We start from the raw sequence: 17,365 nt of genomic DNA on the forward strand, positions 1-17,365 counted from the left end.
TCCCCGCCCCGCCATGGCATCGGGCACCCCGTCGCCGCGTGGCGAAACCGCAGCTGTCGCAGGAGTTGATCGTGCAGACGGGGCTCGAGATCCTCGCCAAAGAAGGCATCGACGCGGTGAGCATGCGTCGGGTCGCGCAGGCGCTGGACACGGGTCCCGCGTCGCTGTACGCGCACGTCTCCAACAAGGACGAGCTTGACGAGTTGATGTTCGACCGCATCCTCGCGGACATCCCGCTGCCGAAGCCCGATCCGGCCCGCTGGCGGAAACAGCTGAAGGACCTCCTGCACCAGCAGGTCCAGGCCATGCTGGCGCATCCTGGCATCGCGAAGGTGGCGTGGCGGACCATGATCCCGGTCGGCCCGAACGCACTACGACACGCCGAAGCCCAACTCGCCTTGTTGCGGGCCGGTGGGTTGTCACTGAAGCAAGCGGCCTACGCGGCGGATGCGCTTTCGATGTACGTGAAGGCTTTCGCCTACGAGGGCAACGCGTGGTCGTCGGGGGAGGTCTCGGAGAGGGAGACGACCGAACGGGGCAGGCAAATGTTGGAGTATCTGCGTTCGCTGCCGCCCGGCACCTTCGACAACTTGCTGGAGGCGCGGGGAATGTTCAGCGGCGACAACGCGTCCGAACGGTTCGTGTTCGCCCTCGACGCCTTCCTGAGCGGTCTGACGGCCACGCGGGACTGACTCTCACGCGCGGTGCAGCGCCGCCGGGGACAGCTCCGAGGGGGTTCGGTGCCCGGTGAGACCGAGAGTTATCTCAAGGTCGGCCAGCAGGGAGCGCACGACGTGGCGCACGCCGTCCTCTCCGCCCTGCGCGAGGCCATAGGCGTACGGGCGACCGAGCAGCACGGCCTTGGCGCCCAAGGCCAGGGCCTTGATCACGTCGGAGCCGGTGCGCACGCCCGAGTCGAAGTACACCTCGATCCGGCTGCCCACCGCCTGCGCGATGGGCGGCAGCGCCTCCAGCGCGCCGATCGCGCCGTCAACCTGCCGCCCGCCGTGGTTCGACACCACGATGCCGTCCATCCCGGCATCCACCGCGCGCCGGGCGTCGTCGACGTGCTGGATGCCCTTGAGCACGATCGGGCCGTCCCACAGCTCACGCAGGACGGACAGCCGTTCCCAGGTGAAGTCCGTGCCGGACTGCATCGACGACCACAGCAGGAGCGCGGCCGCGGGGTCCTCCTCGGGCGTCTTTTCCAGCCGAGACCGGAACACCGGGTCGGACAGCGGTGTCGCCGGGGGATGCCCGGCGAAGAACGGCAGATAACCATGATCGAGGTCGCACGGGCGCCAAGCCAGCGTCGGAGTGTCCAAGGTGACCACGAGGGCCGAGTAGCCGGCCGCCCGCGCCCGGCCGAGAAGGCTCGCGCAGACATCCGGGTCGTTGGGCCAGTACAGCTGGAACCATCGTGGGCCGGCCCCAGCGGCCTCGGCGATCTTCTCGATGGTGTGTGAAGCCACCGTGGACACGATCATCGGCACGCCGAGGGATGCCGCCGCGCGGGCGGTCGCCAGGTCGGCTTCCGGGTGCAGGGTCGACTGCCCACCGACCGGGGCGAGCAGCACCGGCGCGGGCAACTCGGTGCCGAGGACGGTTGTGGCGAGGTCACGGTTCGTCGCGCCGGTGAGCATCCGGGGCACGATCTTCCACCGGTCGAAGGCCTCCCGGTTCGCCCGCACCGTCGCGCCGGAACCGGCGCCGCCCGCGACGTAGCCGAACACCTCTGGGGGGCATCGTCTGAGACGCGGCCTCCTCCAGGGCGGCAAAGTCGGTCGAGATCGGCGGCTTCACCCCGCTCAGACCGCGCAGGTAGATCTCGGACTGGTAGTTGCCGAACCCTCCGGCCACGCGCCACCTCCTCGTCCGCTTCCGGGCAGCCTACGGGCGGCGGAAAGCGCTTTCGGGAACCGGGTCGGCAACTATGAAAACTATATTGCGCAATTTTTGCTTCGGATCTACGGTGAGAGCATGCGACCGAAGCACCGGCCTGAGCGGATCACCGAGCTGTCCCGGCTGAAGGCGTTCACGAACCCGCTGCGGCTGCGGATCTACCGGTTGCTGTACGCCGCCGGCTCCGCGACCGCTTCCCAGCTCGCCGAGCAGGTCGGCGAGACGCCCTCGCTGGTCAGTTACCACCTGCGCAAGCTGGCCGAGCACGGCTTCGTGGCCGAAGCGACCAGCCACGGCGACGACGGCCGTGAGCGGTGGTGGCAGGTGGCATCCGAGGATGGCTGGGGCTATCGCGACTCTGACTTCGCGGACACGCCCGAAGGAGCCGCGGCCGCCGGCGCGGTGACTCGCGGAATTTTCGACACCCGCGCCGCCCAGTACCGCACGTATCTCGACCAGGACTGGGACAAGGCGTGGACCGACGCGGCCTTCAGTTCCGAGTGGCTGCTCGACCTCACCCCGGCCGAACTCGCCGAGATGAGCGACGAACTCGAGGCGCTGGTCCGGCGCTGGCGTGAGCGCGGCAAGGCCGCCAAGGCGGCCGGCGACACCGAGGACCGCGAGCACGTGTCCCTACACCTCTACGGCTTCCCGTTCCGGCCCTGACCCGGCCGCATTCCCTCACTTACTGGAGCCCGCCATGGCCGCAGTGGAGACAGCCCTGCCCGAACGCGCCACCACACCGGCTCACCGCGACGGCAACGTCCTTCGCTGGCTCACCGCGTACACCGCCTCCCTCGTCGGCGACAGCGTGTACTTCGCCGCCCTGGCGTGGTCCGCCCAGAAGGTCGCCGGCCCCGCCGAAGTCGGCCTCGTCATGGCCACCGGGTCGCTACCCCGGGCGTTGCTCATGCTCGGCGGTGGCGTGCTCGCCGACCGGTTCGACCCCCGCCGGGTGATTCTCGGCAGCGACACGCTGCGCTGTCTCCTCATCCTGGCGGTGGCCGCCGGCATCGCGCTGACCGCTCCCGCCCTGTGGATCCTGATCGCGGTGGCGCTCGTCTTCGGCGCCGTAGACGCACTGTTCGTACCCGCGGTCGGTGCCCTCCCACCGCGCATCACCAGCCCAGAGCAACTGGCCCGGGTCACCGGTATGCGCTCACTGTCGATGCGCCTGGCCCAGATCGCGGGCCCGCCGATCGGCGGCCTGGCCATGGGACTCGGTGGACCCGCGGCCGCTTTCACCGTCGCGGGCCTGCTCTTCGCGCTGTCCCTGCCGCTCCTGCTGACAACACGGATACGGCCCCTCGAGTCGCGCGACGCAGCACGGCCGGAGCCCAGGACCGCGCGAGGGGACCTGCTCGACGGCTTGCGCTATATCCGCCGCCACCGGCTCATCGGCCCACTGGTCGCCGTCAGCGCCATCAGCGAACTCGGGCTCATCGGCACCCTCAACGTCGGCATGGTGCTTCTCAACGCCGAGCGTGGCTGGGGCCCTTCCGGCTACGGCTGGATCATCAGCGGCTTCGGTGCCGGAGCCGCGGCCAGCGCCGCGCTGCTCGCCATCGCCGGTTGGCTGCCACGCGCCGGCCTGCTGCTGGCCGGGACGCTGCTCGTGAGTTGCGTGGGCGCGGCCACCATCGCACTGGTGCCCGCCCTGTGGCTCGCCGTGGTGCTGGCCGCGGTGATCGGGCTGAACGCGGGCGTGCTCAGCAGCCTGGACAACGCCCTCATACAGACTGCCGCGGAGCCGGTCTATCTCGGCCGGGTCACCTCCGTCGTCATGCTCAACGTGGTCGGTGTCGCACCGCTGAGCTACCCGTTGGTCGGCGCCGCCATCGGGGCCTGGGGCGCCGCCCCCGTGTTCGCCGGCTGCGGCGCCTTCGCCGGCCTGGGCGTGGTCATCGCCCTGACCGCCAGCGCGGTGCGGCAGGCCGAACTGCCCCGGCAGCGGCCGGCCGTACGCACCTGAGTATCGGCCGACCAGGCGGATTTCCGGTGTTGTGCAGCACAATCGGGAATGCGCGCCGCCCCGCGACCGGTTGAGTAACGGTCGGACGAGGAGGTCGGTGGCGGCATGAGTACGAGCGCGGTCCAAAGCTCTCAGGGGGAGACCACCGCCAAGGCAGGCAAGCTGCGCTACCTGCTCATCCTCGGTGGCCTGTCCGCGCTTGCGCCGTTCTCGATCGACATGTACCTGCCCGCGCTGCCGCGGATGTCGAGTGATCTGCAAGCCAGCGACGCGGCGCTGCAGTTCACGCTGAGCGCGTTCATCATCGGTCTCGCGGCGGGACAGTTGGTCGCCGGGCCGCTCTCCGACTCTTTCGGGCGCCGTAAGCCACTGCTCGCCGGCCTGGTGCTGTATTCACTGGCCGTGGCGCTGTGCGCGATGAGCCCGTCGATCGGCGTGCTCATCGCCGCCCGCATGCTGCAGGCGTTCGGCGCCGCGGCCGGGATCGTGATCGCCCGCGCCGTGGTACGAGACCTGTTCTCGGGCAGGCAGATGACGAAGTTCTTCTCGACCCTGCTGCTGGTGTCCGGGATCGGGCCGGTCCTCGCGCCGGTACTCGGTGGGCAGTTGCTGCGGCTCACCTCATGGCGCGGGGTGTTCGTGGTGCAGGCGCTCTTCGGCGTGCTGTTGCTGATCGCCGTCCTGTCGATGCTGCCCGAATCGCTGTCGGCCGACCGCCACCGGCCCGCCCGGCTCGGCGCGACCCTGCGCACGTACGGACGGCTGCTCGCCGATCGGGGCTTTCTCGGCTACGCGCTCGCGGGCGGGCTGATGTTCGCGGGCCTGTTCGCCTATGTGTCCGCGTCGTCGTTCGTGCTCCAGGGTTTCTACGGCCTCAACCCGCAGCAGTACAGCCTGGTGTTCGGCGCCAACGGTGTGGGCATCGTGCTGGCCGGTCAGCTCAACGGCCTCCTGGTGAACCGCTTCCCGGAACGGCGGCTGCTGGCCGCCGGCCTGGCCATCGGCACGGTCGGCGGCGCCGGCGTGCTGGTCGCGGGGGTGTTGTCCCTCCCGCTCGCGGCGCTTCTGGTGCCGCTGTTCTGCCAGGTGTCCATGATCGGTCTCGTGATGCCCAACGCGACCTCGCTGGCGCTGGCCGGACAGCCGGACCACGCCGGTGCCGCCTCGGCGCTGATGGGGGTCGCCCAGTTCACCATCGGCGCGCTGGCCACCCCGCTGGTCGGCATCGACGGGGTGCCGATGGGTGCCGTGATGGCCGGCTTCGCGCTCACCGCGCTGATCGTGTTCGTCACCGTCGCACGCGCCCGGCGCGCCCGGGCCTGACGGCGGCCGGCGCGGGTCAGGCCAGGCCGGCGAGGGAGGCGTGCTTCAGCTCGTCCGGGCTGACCCGCTTCTGGTTGTCCACAAGGGACTTCAGCGCCGCGGTGTCGTCCCAGACGTTGACGTTCATCGCGGCCCGCACGGCGCCGTCGGCCAGCCAGAACGCGATGAACTCCCGGGACCGCAGGTCGCCCCGCACCACGAGTTCGTCGGTGTCGGGGTTGGCGAGCCCCCGGTACTCGCAGCCGAGGTCGTACTGGTCGGAGAAGAAGAACGGGGAGGCCAGGTACGGCTCCTGCGCACCGAGCAGGTTCCCGGCGACGTGCGTGCCCTGGTCCTTGGCGTTGGACCAGTGCTCGACCCGGACCCGCCGGTCCAGCCGGGGGTGGAACTGCGAGGCGATGTCCCCGGCGGCGTACACGTCCGGCGCGGCCGTGCGCAGGGTGGCGTCGACGGAAATGCCGCCGTCGTCGGACACTTCCAGCCCGGCCAGGCGCGCCAGGTCGACCCGGGGCGCCGCCCCCACGGCCATCAGCACCAGGTCCGCGGGCAGCTCGGTGCCGTCGGTGAGCCGCACCCCACGCACCCCCTCCGGCCCGCCGGTGAACTCGGCGACCCCGCTGCCGAGCCGCCAGCGCACGCCGTGCTCGCTGTGCAGGTCGCGGAACACCGCCGCCACCTCGGACCCGAGCACCGACAGCAGCGGCGCGCTGATCAGGTCCACGACGGTCACGTCGACGCCGTGCCGTCGCGCGGCGGCCGCCGCCTCGGTGCCGATCCAGCCCGCGCCGACGATCACGACCTGCCGCGCCTTGCCGAAGGCGGCGCGCAACGCGAGCGAATCGTCGATGGTGCGCAGCGTGTGGATGCCGGGCAGATCGGTGCCGGGCACCGGCAGCGTGCGCGGGTGCGAACCGGTGGCCAGCAGCAACCGGTCGAACGGGTGCTCACCACCGTGACCGTCGATCACCGTGCGGCTGCCGAGCTCGATCCGGGTGGCCGTCGTGCCGAGCCGCAGGTCGATGTCGTGCTCGCGGTAGAAGCCGTCCTCGTGGGCCCAGTCCGGCTCGTCGGCGTCGCCCAGCAGGACCGCCTTGGACAGTGGCGGCAGCTCGTAGGGGCGGTGCGACTCGGCGCCGAGCACCACGACGTCGCCGGTGAAGCCGCGTTCCCGCAGTGACGCGGCCGCGGAGGCACCGCCCAGGCCGGCACCGACGATCACGATTCGCTGAGGTCCCGCCATCCCGCTCTCCCATCGCTTCGACCGTGATCAGCTGAACGTCCGCCTCGACCGTGATCAGACTAACTCCCACCCGTCGCCCACCACCGCCCTCAACGGACGCGCTCCGCGCGACAGCATACTTTCCAAAGCAAGAGCAGAAGCGGAGGAATCATGACCGACACCCGGTGGAGCGAGGTCGACGCCTACCTCGTCGACCAGTTGCACACCCCTGATCCGGTGTTCGCCGAGACGCAGGCGAGGGCCGACGCGGCCGGGCTGCCGTCGATCGCGGTGGCGCCGAACCAGGGCAAGTTCCTCAACCTGCTGGCCCGCTTCGGGCGGGTGAAGACGATCCTGGAGCTGGGCACGCTGGCCGGGTACAGCACCATCTGGCTCGGCCGCGCACTCCCCCCGGACGGCCGCCTGCTCAGTCTCGAAGCCAACGCGAAGCACGCCGAGGTGGCCCGGGCCAACATCGCCGCGGCCGGGCTGGCCGAGGCCGTGGAGGTGCGCGTCGGCGCGGCGCTCGACGTGCTGCCGACGGTCGCCGGGCCGTTCGACCTGATCTTCATCGACGCGGACAAGGTCAACTACCCCGAGTACTTCCGGTGGGCGATGCGGCTGTCGCGCCCGGGCACCGTGATCGTCGTGGACAACGTGGTGCGGCAGGGAAAGGTCGCCGACACCCGGACGGACGATCCCAACGCGCTCGGCGTGCGCCGGATGCACGAGCTGATCGCCGCCGAACCGCGCGCCGACGCCACCGCCTTGCAGACCGTGGGCGTGAAGGGCTACGACGGATTCACCATGGTGCTGGTCACCGATTGACCGGTCGTTTCGTAGCAAATCCGCCTTGCTCCACAACGCGTGGTCGTTTCGTAGCAAATCCACCTTGCTCCACAAGGACCCCGGCGCTCCGGCTCAACTCAGGAAGGCCCGCAGCAGCGACGCCGTGCCGTCGAGGTGTTCGGCCATGGCCTGCCGGGCCGCCGCGACGTCTCCCGCCAAGATCGCCGCGACCAGCCGCTCGTGCTGGTCGTTCGAGTGTTCGAGGTTCCGTTCCAGCAACGGGATCCGGTCGAGGAACCGGTTGACGGCGGTGCGCACGTCCGCGACCGCGGAGGTGAGTGAGGCCGAGCCGGTGGCCTCCGCCACGGCGAGATGCAGGCGCGAGTCGCGGCGCCGGTAGTCGTCCAGTCCGGCGGCCGACGCCTCGGCCAGTCTGTCGCGCAGGTGCGCCCGCTCGGCGGCGGGCAGCCCACGCTTGGCGGCCAGCTCGGCCGCACCGGTCTCAAGCACGTACCGCAGGCTCAGCACGTCCTCAAGGGACTCGACGTCGAAGCTTCGCCCGTCGCCGCCGGGCGAAGCAGGCAGGGTCTCCTTGACGAACGTGCCTCCGTAGCGGCCTCTTCGCGACTCCACATAGCCGGCGTCGGCGAGCGCCCGGATCGCCTCGCGCAGGGTGACCCGGCTGACGCCCAGCCGCTCGGCCAGCTCACGTTCGGGAGGCAGCCGCTCGCCCGCGCGCACCACCCCGAGCCGGATCGACTGAAGCAGCCGCTCCACGGTCTCCTCGAAGGCGTTCCCGGCGCGCACCGGCCGGAACAGCATGTCGACGGCGGAATCCACGATCACCTCCGGCTCGCATGCCGGGTCGTGGAGGGGTGCTCGCCGATCGTCACCCCGCCATCTTGCCTCAGCGCCTTGAGGACCGTTTCGCAGTGGCTTGCGTGGCGGTGCGGGGAGATCAGCACTCGATGACGTTGACGGCCAGGCCGCCGCGGGCGGTTTCCTTGTACTTGACCTTCATGTCCGCACCGGTCTCGCGCATCGTCTTGATCGCCTTGTCCAGGCTGACCACATGACGTCCGTCGCCGCGCAGCGCCATCCGTGCCGCGTGGATCGCCTTCGCCGCGCCCACCGCGTTGCGTTCGATGCACGGGATCTGGACCAGCCCGCCGACCGGGTCGCAGGTCAGCCCGAGGTGGTGCTCCACCCCGATCTCGGCGGCGTTCTCGACCTGCTGAGGAGTCCCGCCGAGCACCTCGGTGAGCCCGGCAGCCGCCATCGCGCACGCCGAGCCGATCTCGCCCTGGCAGCCGACCTCGGCCCCGGAGATGGACCCGGTCTGCTTGAGGATCGACCCGATGGCACCGGCGGTGAGCAGGAAGGCGACCACCCCGTCGTCCGTGGCCCCGGGGACGAAGCGCCGGTAGTAGTGCAGCACCGCGGGAATGATCCCCGCCGCCCCGTTGGTCGGTGCGGTCACCACCCGGCCGCCGGCGGCGTTCTCCTCGTTGACGGCCAGCGCGTACAGGCTCACCCAGTCCATCACCTGCAGCGAGTCCGCGGCTCCGTCCTCGGCGAGAAGCTTGTGGTGTAAGGCTTTCGCACGCCGCGGCACCTTCAACCCGCCGGGCAGCACGCCGTCGTGCTCGCAGCCGTTGCGCACGCATTCGGCCATCACGCGCCAGATCCCGCCCAGCCCGTCGCGGATCTCCTCACGGGTCCGCCAGGAGAGTTCGTTGCGCAACATGATCTCGCTGACCGGCAGCCCGGTCTCCAGGCAGTGCCCCAGCAGTTCGGCCGAGGTGGCGAACGGGTACGGCAGCCGGGTCGGCTCCGGCACGATCGCGCCATCGTCGCGGACGAAACCGCCGCCGACGGAATAGTAGGTGCGCTCGAGGAGAAGGTCGTCGCCGTAAGCAGCGAAGATCATGCCGTTGGGGTGTTCCGGCAACGACTTCCGCCGGTGCAGCACCAGATCCGTGTCCTCGTCGAAGGTGATCTCGTGCGTGCCGCCCAGGCTCAGCCGTTTCGCCGCCCGGATGTCCGCGACGATCCCCGGCACCGCCTCGGTGTCGACCTCTTCCGGGCGCTCCCCGGTGAGCCCGAGCAGCACCGCCTTGTCGCTGCCGTGCCCGTGGCCGGTGGCCCCCAGCGATCCGAACAGCTGCACTCGCACCCGCCGGACGCCGGTCAGCGACCCGTGCAGCAACCCGTCGGCGGCGAGCCGGTCGACGAACATGCGTGCCGCACGCATCGGGCCGACGGTGTGCGAACTGGACGGCCCGATCCCGACCGAGAACAGGTCGAAAACGCTGATCCCCATGTCAGCGCCCGTAGAACGGCAGCGCGACGACCTCTACCGGCTCGATCCTTCCCCGAATGTCGACGCTGAGGCTCGTTCCGGGCACACTCAGCTCCTTCGGCACATATGCCATCGCGATCGGATATCCGAGCGTCGGCGACAGCGCCCCGCTCGTCACGACGCCGACCTCACGCTCGCCGTCGAGCACCCGGTAGGAGTGCCGCGGCGCCCGCCGGCCGGTACCCCGCAGGCCGGCGAGAACCCGGTCGGGGTCACGCCGGCGTTCGAGTGCGGCCCGGCCGACGAAATCCGGCTTCTCGAACTTCACCACCCGGCCCAGGTTCGCGTTGAACGGGGTGAGTTCGGTGCCGAGTTCGTTGCCGTACAAGGGCATTCCGGCTTCCAGGCGCAGCGTGTCGCGGCAGGCGAGACCGGCCGGCTGTAGCCCGGACGGTTCCCCGGCCTCGGTGAGGCTGTGCCACAGGTCGACGGCCTCGGTCGCCGGAACGAACAGCTCGAAGCCGTCTTCGCCGGTGTAACCGGTGCGCGCAAGCAGGACATCGTGGCCGCCGACCTTCGCGGGAAGGCTCGCGTAGTACTTCAACCCGGAGAGATCGGCGTCCGTGACCGCGCCGACGATGTCCGCGGCACGCGGCCCCTGCACCGCGATCAACGCGGTCTCGGCCGAGCGGTCGGTCACGGCGGCGTCGAAGGAATCCGTGCGCTTGAGCAGTTCGGCGAGCACGACGGCGGTGTTCGCGGCGTTGGCCACGACGAGGAAGCTCTCCTCGCCCAACCGGTACACCACGAGGTCGTCGAGCACGCCGCCGTCGGCGTCGCACATCATCGTGTACCGGGCCCGGCCCACGTTGACCGCGGACAGCTTCCCGACCAGCGCGTAGTCGAGAGCCGCGGCGGCCTGCCGTCCGGTCACCTCGATCTCACCCATGTGCGACAGGTCGAACAGCCCGGCCGCCTCGCGCACCGCGCGATGCTCGGCCAGCTCGCTGCTGTAGCGCACCGGCATCTCCCAGCCGGCGAAGTCGGTGAACAGCGCGTGCAGTCCTTTGTGGACCGCGTGCAAAGCGGTGTGCATTGTCGGCTCAGCTCCCGGAGCGGCTGGTGTCGGCGGCGTACTCGGTGACCGGTGGGCACGAGCAGACGAGGTTACGGTCCCCGTAGGCGCCCTCGATCCGCCGGACCGGCGGCCAGTACTTGCCCTTGGGCGAGACCCGCCCGTCGTCGGCGGGATACACCGCCGTAGCCCGGTCATACGGCAGATCCCAGTCGCCGACCAGCATCTGGGCGGTGTGCGGGGCGTTGCGCAACGGACTGCGCTCCAGCGGCCACCGGCCCTCGGCGACCTCCTCGATCTCGCGGCGGATCGCGATCATCGCGTCACAGAACCGGTCGAGCTCGGCGGTGTCCTCGCTCTCGGTGGGCTCCACCATCAACGTCCCGGCGACGGGGAACGACATGGTCGGGGCGTGGAAACCGTAGTCCACCAAGCGTTTCGCGACGTCCTCCACGGTGACGCCGGTGCGTTTGGTCAACCCGCGCAGGTCGAGCACGCACTCGTGCGCGACCAGGCCGCCGCGGCCGGTGTAAAGCACCGGGTAGTGCGGGGACAACCGCGCGGCCACGTAGTTCGCGGCGAGCACGGCGACCTGGGTCGCCCGGGTCAGCCCGGCTCCGCTCATCATTCGGACGTAGGCCCACGAAATGGGCAGGATCGAGGCCGACCCGAACGGCGCGGAGGCGATCGGACCCACCGGGCCGTCGGTGCCGTCGGTGGCCTGGAGTGGCTGCGGATGGCCCGGCAGGTACGGCGCCAGGTGCGCGCGCACCGCGACCGGCCCGACCCCCGGCCCGCCCCCGCCGTGCGGGATGCAGAACGTCTTGTGCAGGTTCAGATGCGAGACGTCACCGCCGAACTCGCCCGGCTTGGCCAGCCCGAGCAAGGCGTTGAAGTTCGCGCCGTCGACATACACCTGCCCGCCCGCCTCGTGCACGAGCCGCGCGATCTCGCCGATGCCGGTCTCGTAAACCCCGTGCGTGGAGGGGTAGGTGACCATGATGGCGGCCAGCGTCTCGCCGTGTTCGGCCACTTTGGACTTCAGGTCCGCCAGGTCGACATCGCCATCGGAGTTGCAGGCCACGACCACCACGCGCATGCCCGCCAGCACCGCGGAAGCGGCGTTCGTGCCGTGCGCCGAGGACGGGATGAGGCACACGTCCCGCTGCGGCTCGCCGTTCGCGCGGTGGTAGGCGCGGATGGCCAGCAGACCGGCCAGCTCACCCTGGCTGCCCGCGTTGGGCTGCAACGAGACCTGGTCGTAGCCGGTCACTTCGGCCAGCCAGCCGGCCAGCTGTTCGATCAGCTCGCGATAGCCGGCGACGTCCTCGGCCGGGGCGAACGGGTGCAGGCCGGCGAAGGCCGGCCAGCTGATCGGCTCCATCTCGGTGGTGGCGTTGAGCTTCATGGTGCACGAGCCGAGCGGGATCATGCCGCGGTCCAACGCGTAGTCCTGATCGGACAGTCGCCGCAGGTAGCGCAGCATCGCGGTCTCGGAGCGGTGCGTGTGGAACACCTCGTGGGTCAGGTAGTCACCGGTGCGGGCGAGGCTCGCGGGCAGCCAAGGCGAGCCGGCCGGGCCGGGCTCGGCGTCCGGGGACTCGGCGTCCGGGGATAGGCCGAACGCGGCCAGCACGCTGCCCAGGACGGCAGGCGTGGTCACCTCGTCGCAGGCGACGCGAACGTGGTCGGTGTCCACCCGCCCGAGGTTGATGCCGGCTCGCCGCGCGGCGTCGACGACCTGCCCGGCCCGGCCGGGAACACGGGCGAGCACGGTGTCGAAGAACCCCTCGTGCACGACCTCGACACCGCCTTCACGCAGCGCGGTAGCCAGTCCGGCAGCCAGCGCGTGCACCCGTCCGGCGATCCGTCGCAGCCCGTCGGGACCGTGGTACACGGCGTACATCGCAGCCAGCACCGCCGGCAGCACCTGCGCGGTGCAGATGTTGGAAGTCGCCTTCTCGCGGCGAATGTGCTGCTCACGCGTCTGCAGCGCGAGCCGGTACGCGGGGTTGCCGTCGGCGTCCACGGACACCCCGACCAACCGCCCCGGCAGCGAGCGTTCGAGCCCGGAGCGAACCGCGATATACCCGGCGTGCGGGCCGCCGTAACCCAGCGGCACGCCGAAGCGCTGAGTGGTGCCCACGGCGACATCCGCGCCGAACTCGCCCGGCGGGGCGAGGAGGGTCAACGCGAGCAGGTCGGCGGCGACCGTGTAGAGCGCGCCCGCCGCCTGCGCGGCATGGCCGATCGCTGAGTAGAAGTCTTTGTCCCGCACCAGTCCGGAGGCGCCCGGATACTGCACGACGACGCCGAAGAACTCCTCCGGCAGTCCGGCCGCCAGGTCGCGCACATCGACCTCGATGCCGACCGCCTCGGCGCGAGTACGCACCACTGCGACGGTCTGCGGCAGGCACTCGGCGTCCAGCACCACCCGTCGCGACCGCGCCTTTGAGGCACGCCGCATGAGCAGGATGGCCTCCACGACGGCGGTGGACTCGTCGAGCAGCGACGCGTTGGCGATGTCGAGGCCGGTCAGGCTGGAGACCATGGTCTGGAAGTTGAGCAGCGCCTCGAGCCGGCCCTGCGAGATTTCCGGCTGGTAGGGCGTGTACGCGGTGTACCAGGCCGGGCTTTCCAGCACGTTGCGCCGGATCACCGGCGGGGTCACGGTGTCGTAGAAGCCGAGACCGATCATCTGCGTCATCGGGCGGTTCTTCGCCGCGAGCGCCCGCAACTCCGCCGTCGCCTCGACCTCGGACACCGCGGGCGGCAGTTTCAGATCGCTGCGGTCGCGGATGGCCGCGGGCACGGCGGCATCGACGAGCGCGTCCAGACTGGAGTACCCGCATTCGGCGAGCATCTTGTCCTGTTCGTGCCCGGACGGCCCGATATGGCGGTCGGCGAAGGTCGACACGGGAGCTCCTCTCTCGTCGGGAACTCCCCCTCTGTCACGGCACCTGAGAGTTTCGCCGCTCACGCGGCTTTCACCTTGGGTGAGACGCCGATGCGGCGCCTACTTTCCAGAGTGGCCTGGCCTGAAGCGGTAGCTGGTACCTGAGAGATTGACGGGGAGATTGCTCCTTCGGCGCCCCATTCGTGATGGGGACTCTCCCGCTCCGGCTCGTAGCGGCCCTGTGTTCAGTTATGCGCGGCAGTATACCTGTGACCACGTCACAGCGAGGCATCCTGGCCCACATGATCGGTAGAGTCGGCGATGACCTGAGAAAAGAGGACGCCGTGACCATCGAACGGACCGACCCACCACGGATGGGGAACGAGCGCGAGACGCTGCGCGACTTCCTCGACTTTCACCGTGGGACGCTGGCAGTGAAGTGCGAGGGGCTGTCCGACGACGACCTGCGCCGCCAGTCGATGCCCCCTTCCACGCTGTCGCTGCTCGGCCTGGTGCGGCACATGGCGGAGGTGGAGCGCACCTGGTTCCGTCGGGTGATCAACGGCGAGAAGGACCTCCCGTTCGTGTGGTCGGCCAAGGGCGACTACCAGGAGGCCTACGACGCGAGCACCGCCAACCGCGCCGAGGCGTTCGAGGCCTGGCAGGCCGAGGTCGAGCACGCGCGCCGCATCGAGCGAGAGGCCGAGTCCCTCGATGTGACCAGCTATTTCGCCAGGTGGGACGAGGAGGTTTCGCTGCGGTTCGTGATGCACCACCTCATCCACGAGTACGCCCGGCACAACGGACATGCCGACTTCCTGCGCGAAGGTATAGACGGCACGGTCGGCGTCTGAGCGCTAGAGCGGCGTGACGTACGCGCCCGAGATACCACCGTCCACCAGGAACTGGGATGCGGTGATGAAGGACGCGTCGTCGCTGGCCAAAAACGCTACGGCGGCGGCGATCTCCTCCGGCTCGGCGAACCGGCCCAGCGGCACGTGCACCAGCCGGCGGGCCGCCCGCTCCGGGTCCTTGGCGAACAGTTCCCGCAGCAGCGGCGTGTTGACCGGGCCGGGGCACAGCGCGTTGACTCGGATGCCTTCGCGCGCGAACTGCACGCCCAACTCGCGCGTCATGGCCAGCACGCCGCCCTTCGACGCGGTGTAGGAGATCTGCGAGGTGGCCGCGCCCATCACCGCGACGAAGGAGGCGGTGTTGACGATCGAGCCACGGCCCTGTCGCTGCATGTGCGGGATGGCGTATTTGCAGCACAGGTAGACCGAGGTGAGGTTGACTTCCTGAACCTTCTGCCACGCCGCGAGCCCGGTGGTGAGGATCGAGTCGTCCTCGGGCGGCGAGATCCCGGCGTTGTTGAACGCGACATCGAGCGAGCCGAAGTGGTCCACAGTGGTCTGGAAGACCGCCTCGACCTGGGACTCGCTGGTGACATCGGTGGCGATGAACTCGCCGCCGACCTCACTTGCGGCGGCCTTGCCACTGGCCGCGTCCACGTCGGCGATCACGACCCGGGCGCCCTCGGCCGAGAGCCGGCGTGCGGTGGCGAGGCCGATCCCGCTGGCGCCGCCGGTGATCACCGCGACCCGACCGTCAAAGCGTTGCATCCCTACCTCCGTGCTCGTTCTTCCCCATGTCAAGCCAATCCACCATTTCAAGTGGCTTTTTTGTCATGAGTGACCCGTTACTGCCGAAATTCGGCAGGAACGGGTCACTCATGCACACGAGCCGCCGCAACCAAGGCCGCGAACAACCGGACGTCCCCGGGGTCCTGCTCCGGGTGCCACTGCACGCCCAGTACGAAGGGCTCGCCGGGCAGTTCGACGGCCTCGACGACGTCGTCCGGCGCCCAGGCCACCGGGATGAGCCCGGCACCGAGTCGGTCCACCGCCTGGTGGTGATAACACCACGTTTTCGCTTCCCCGCCAAGGATTCCAGCCATCCGGCTACCCTCGGCGACGGTGACCCGATTCGGGCCGTAGGTGGCCGGCGCGGGCTGGTGCACGGCACGGAGGTCGTCCGGCAGGTGCTGGGTCAGCGTGCCGCCGAGTGCGACATTGAGAACCTGCATGCCCCGGCACACCCCGAGCACGGGCAGGCCACCGGCCAGCGCCGCGTCCAGCAGCGCGAATTCAAAGCCGTCACGCTCCGGCCGGCTGACGGTCTCCTCGTGCGCCGCATCGGCGTACCGGGCGGGTTCGACGTCCGCACCGCCGGCCAGCACCAGAGCATCCACCCCGGACAGGGCCGAAGTGTCCTCGCCCACGGACGGCAGCAGAACCGGTACCCCGCCGGCCGCGACCACACAGTCCACATAGGAACGTGGCAGCAGCGCCGCGCCGGTGTCCCACACGCCCCAGCGTGCGGTTTCCACATAGGTGGAGATGCCGACCACGGGTTTGGAACAGCGACGCGAAGCGTCTCCGTCGAGGGTGGTGGGCCGGCGGGCGGGATCAGAGGCGTTCGAAACCACGGCTGCGCTCCCAATCCGTGACAGCGGCGTCGAACGCGGCCTGTTCCACGCGGGCGGCGTTGAGGTAGTGCTCGATCACCTCGTCACCGAAGGCCGCTCGGGCCATCTTGCTCTCCGCCAGCAGCCCGGCCGCTTCCCGCAGGGTGGCCGGGACGGCCGGTTTGTCCGAATCGTAGGCATTTCCCTCGTGCTCCGCTTCCAGTGGCAGCTCGTTTTCGATGCCGTACAGGCCGGCTGCCACCAGCGCCGCCACCGCGAGGTAGGGGTTGACGTCACCGCCGGGCACCCGGTTCTCGACCCGCAGCGACCCGCCGTGCCCGACGACCCGGAGCGCGCAGGTCCGGTTGTCGGCGCCCCAGGCCACCGCGGTCGGGGCGAAGCTGCCGGGCGCGAACCGCTTGTAGGAGTTGATGTTCGGTGCGAAAAAGTAGGTCAACTCGCGCAGGCAGGCCAACTGCCCGGCAAGGAAGTGCTCCATCAGCGCCGAGAACCCGCCCGGCCGGTCGCCGGCCAGCACGAACTCCCCGTCGGCCGAGCGGAGGCTGAGGTGGATATGGCAGGAGTTGCCCTCGCGCTCGTTGTACTTGGCCATGAAGGTCAGGCTCTTGCCTTCCTGCGCGGCGATCTCCTTGGCGCCGGTCTTGTAGATGCTGTGGTTGTCGCAGGTGGACAGCGCTTCGGCGTACCGGAACGCGATCTCGTGCTGGCCCGGGTTGCACTCGCCCTTGGCCGACTCGACATACATGCCCGCACCGCGCATCTCGTTACGGATGCGGCGAAGCAACGGCTCCAGCCGGGCGGTGCCCAGCATCGAATAGTCCACATTGTACTGATTCGCCGGGGTGAGGTCGCGATAGCCGCGCCGCCACGCCTGCTCGTAGCTGTCGTCGAAGACGATGAATTCCAGTTCGGTGCCGGCATAAGCGGCCAGCCCTCGCTCGGCCAGCCGGTCCAGTTGGCGACGCAGCACCTGCCGCGGGGACGCCGGCACGTCTCCACCGTCCACCCGCTCGACATCGCACAACACCAGCGTCGTGCCCTCGTGCCACGGCACGTGCCGCAGCGTGCTCAGGTCGGGCCGGAGGACGAAGTCGCCGTAGCCGCGCTCCCAGCTGGACATCTCGAAGCCGTCGACCGTGTTCATGTCGACGTCGACCGCGAGAAGGTAGTTGCACGCTTCGGTCGCGTGCGAGGCCACCTCGCCGAGGAAGTAGTCGGCCGAGCAGCGCTTGCCCTGCAACCGGCCCTGCATGTCCGTCATCGCCACCAGGACGGTGTCGACCACGCCCCGGTCCACCAGTTCGCGCAACTCGTCCAGGGTGAGCATGCCCTTACCGTGGTTCATCGGAACACCCTTCCGCACGGCCAGACCGTCAAAGGCTCACTATTGGTCCATTGA

General features: G+C 69.9%; 14 protein-coding genes, 1 pseudogene and 1 riboswitch. Of the genes and pseudogenes, 6 read left to right on the forward strand and 9 right to left on the reverse strand.

What is annotated here, in order from left to right:
• Nucleotides 1–38: 38 nt before the first annotated feature.
• On the forward strand, nucleotides 39–692 hold the full coding sequence (locus A3CU_RS0141880; protein WP_245617558.1) for a TetR/AcrR family transcriptional regulator: 654 nt from the start codon (nucleotides 39–41) through the stop codon (nucleotides 690–692).
• A 3-nt stretch (nucleotides 693–695) separates the two neighbouring features.
• On the opposite strand, the pseudogene A3CU_RS49410 reads toward A3CU_RS0141880, so the two are convergent.
• Nucleotides 696–1,860, reverse strand: a pseudogene (locus tag A3CU_RS49410) (lactate 2-monooxygenase).
• 120 nt (nucleotides 1,861–1,980) lie between these two features.
• Between A3CU_RS49410 and A3CU_RS0141890 the strand changes: the two are divergent.
• The 3 genes from A3CU_RS0141890 to A3CU_RS0141900 all read left to right on the forward strand — a co-directional run bounded on the left by A3CU_RS0141890 (nucleotide 1,981) and on the right by A3CU_RS0141900 (nucleotide 5,197).
• Entirely contained in the window at nucleotides 1,981–2,568 is a 588-nt protein-coding gene (locus A3CU_RS0141890; protein WP_027947257.1) for a winged helix-turn-helix domain-containing protein, read from the forward strand.
• A gap of 34 nt (nucleotides 2,569–2,602) precedes the next feature.
• Nucleotides 2,603–3,874 (forward strand): MFS transporter, encoded by a 1,272-nt coding sequence (locus tag A3CU_RS0141895; RefSeq protein WP_027947258.1) that lies wholly within the window; start codon nucleotides 2,603–2,605, stop codon nucleotides 3,872–3,874.
• A gap of 105 nt (nucleotides 3,875–3,979) precedes the next feature.
• A complete protein-coding gene (locus A3CU_RS0141900) occupies nucleotides 3,980–5,197 on the forward strand; it encodes a multidrug effflux MFS transporter (RefSeq protein ID WP_027947259.1) in 1,218 nt (405 codons plus the stop codon).
• Nucleotides 5,198–5,213: 16 nt separating this feature from the next.
• Here the strand turns inward: A3CU_RS0141900 and A3CU_RS0141905 are convergent, their stop codons facing one another.
• Entirely contained in the window at nucleotides 5,214–6,437 is a 1,224-nt protein-coding gene (locus A3CU_RS0141905; protein ID WP_027947260.1) for an NAD(P)/FAD-dependent oxidoreductase, read from the reverse strand.
• Nucleotides 6,438–6,587: 150 nt separating this feature from the next.
• Between A3CU_RS0141905 and A3CU_RS0141910 the strand changes: the two genes are divergently transcribed.
• Complete coding sequence (locus tag A3CU_RS0141910; RefSeq protein ID WP_027947261.1) at nucleotides 6,588–7,244, forward strand: O-methyltransferase; 657 nt, start codon at nucleotides 6,588–6,590, stop codon at nucleotides 7,242–7,244.
• Between the two features lie 93 nt (nucleotides 7,245–7,337).
• On the opposite strand, the gene A3CU_RS0141915 is transcribed toward A3CU_RS0141910, so the two are convergent.
• The 4 genes from A3CU_RS0141915 to gcvP all read right to left on the reverse strand — a co-directional run bounded on the left by A3CU_RS0141915 (nucleotide 7,338) and on the right by gcvP (nucleotide 13,499).
• Complete coding sequence (locus A3CU_RS0141915; protein ID WP_043844424.1) at nucleotides 7,338–8,027, reverse strand: FadR/GntR family transcriptional regulator; 690 nt, start codon at nucleotides 8,025–8,027, stop codon at nucleotides 7,338–7,340.
• Nucleotides 8,028–8,163: 136 nt separating this feature from the next.
• The gene (locus tag A3CU_RS0141920) at nucleotides 8,164–9,528 is read right to left on the reverse strand and encodes an L-serine ammonia-lyase (RefSeq protein WP_027947263.1); all 1,365 of its coding nucleotides are present in this window, start codon (nucleotides 9,526–9,528) and stop codon (nucleotides 8,164–8,166) included.
• 1 nt (nucleotide 9,529) lies between these two features.
• Nucleotides 9,530–10,603 (reverse strand): glycine cleavage system aminomethyltransferase GcvT, encoded by a 1,074-nt coding sequence (gene gcvT, locus A3CU_RS0141925; protein WP_027947264.1) that lies wholly within the window; start codon nucleotides 10,601–10,603, stop codon nucleotides 9,530–9,532.
• Nucleotides 10,604–10,610: 7 nt separating this feature from the next.
• The gene (gcvP, locus tag A3CU_RS0141930; RefSeq protein ID WP_027947265.1) at nucleotides 10,611–13,499 is read right to left on the reverse strand and encodes an aminomethyl-transferring glycine dehydrogenase; all 2,889 of its coding nucleotides are present in this window, start codon (nucleotides 13,497–13,499) and stop codon (nucleotides 10,611–10,613) included.
• Between the two features lie 117 nt (nucleotides 13,500–13,616).
• Nucleotides 13,617–13,709: riboswitch (glycine riboswitch) on the reverse strand.
• A gap of 143 nt (nucleotides 13,710–13,852) precedes the next feature.
• On the opposite strand from gcvP, the gene A3CU_RS0141935 reads away from it, so the two are divergent.
• On the forward strand, nucleotides 13,853–14,332 hold the full coding sequence (locus tag A3CU_RS0141935) for a DinB family protein (RefSeq protein WP_169739763.1): 480 nt from the start codon (nucleotides 13,853–13,855) through the stop codon (nucleotides 14,330–14,332).
• Nucleotides 14,333–14,335: 3 nt separating this feature from the next.
• Here A3CU_RS0141935 and A3CU_RS0141940 read toward each other — a convergent pair whose 3' ends face one another.
• From A3CU_RS0141940 to A3CU_RS0141950, 3 genes are all read right to left on the reverse strand, one after another.
• Nucleotides 14,336–15,100: a 3-oxoacyl-ACP reductase gene (locus A3CU_RS0141940; protein ID WP_027947267.1), complete on the reverse strand. Its 765-nt coding sequence runs from the start codon at nucleotides 15,098–15,100 to the stop codon at nucleotides 14,336–14,338.
• A gap of 104 nt (nucleotides 15,101–15,204) precedes the next feature.
• Nucleotides 15,205–15,888, reverse strand: coding sequence for a gamma-glutamyl-gamma-aminobutyrate hydrolase family protein (locus A3CU_RS0141945; RefSeq protein ID WP_027947268.1), 684 nt, complete (start codon nucleotides 15,886–15,888; stop codon nucleotides 15,205–15,207).
• A gap of 58 nt (nucleotides 15,889–15,946) precedes the next feature.
• Complete coding sequence (locus A3CU_RS0141950; RefSeq protein WP_027947269.1) at nucleotides 15,947–17,311, reverse strand: glutamine synthetase family protein; 1,365 nt, start codon at nucleotides 17,309–17,311, stop codon at nucleotides 15,947–15,949.
• Between the last annotated feature and the right edge of the window lie 54 nt (nucleotides 17,312–17,365).

The organism is Amycolatopsis taiwanensis DSM 45107, from assembly GCF_000519205.1.
GTDB classification, from domain to species: Bacteria; Actinomycetota; Actinomycetes; order Mycobacteriales; family Pseudonocardiaceae; genus Amycolatopsis_E; species Amycolatopsis_E taiwanensis.

What these genes read in the sequence shown, in the direction of transcription:
- A3CU_RS0141890 (WP_027947257.1), top strand. Translation starts at nt 1,981, where the DNA reads ATGCGACCGAAGCACCGGCCTGAGCGGATCACCGAGCTGTCCCGGCTG.
- A3CU_RS0141895 (WP_027947258.1), top strand. Translation starts at nt 2,603, where the DNA reads ATGGCCGCAGTGGAGACAGCCCTGCCCGAACGCGCCACCACACCGGCT.
- A3CU_RS0141900 (WP_027947259.1), top strand. Translation starts at nt 3,980, where the DNA reads ATGAGTACGAGCGCGGTCCAAAGCTCTCAGGGGGAGACCACCGCCAAG.
- A3CU_RS0141905 (WP_027947260.1), bottom strand. Translation starts at nt 6,437, where the DNA reads ATGGCGGGACCTCAGCGAATCGTGATCGTCGGTGCCGGCCTGGGCGGT.
- A3CU_RS0141910 (WP_027947261.1), top strand. Translation starts at nt 6,588, where the DNA reads ATGACCGACACCCGGTGGAGCGAGGTCGACGCCTACCTCGTCGACCAG.
- A3CU_RS0141915 (WP_043844424.1), bottom strand. Translation starts at nt 8,027, where the DNA reads ATGCTGTTCCGGCCGGTGCGCGCCGGGAACGCCTTCGAGGAGACCGTG.
- A3CU_RS0141920 (WP_027947263.1), bottom strand. Translation starts at nt 9,528, where the DNA reads ATGGGGATCAGCGTTTTCGACCTGTTCTCGGTCGGGATCGGGCCGTCC.
- gcvT (WP_027947264.1), bottom strand. Translation starts at nt 10,603, where the DNA reads ATGCACACCGCTTTGCACGCGGTCCACAAAGGACTGCACGCGCTGTTC.
- A3CU_RS0141935 (WP_169739763.1), top strand. Translation starts at nt 13,853, where the DNA reads ATGGGGAACGAGCGCGAGACGCTGCGCGACTTCCTCGACTTTCACCGT.
- A3CU_RS0141940 (WP_027947267.1), bottom strand. Translation starts at nt 15,100, where the DNA reads ATGCAACGCTTTGACGGTCGGGTCGCGGTGATCACCGGCGGCGCCAGC.
- A3CU_RS0141950 (WP_027947269.1), bottom strand. Translation starts at nt 17,311, where the DNA reads ATGAACCACGGTAAGGGCATGCTCACCCTGGACGAGTTGCGCGAACTG.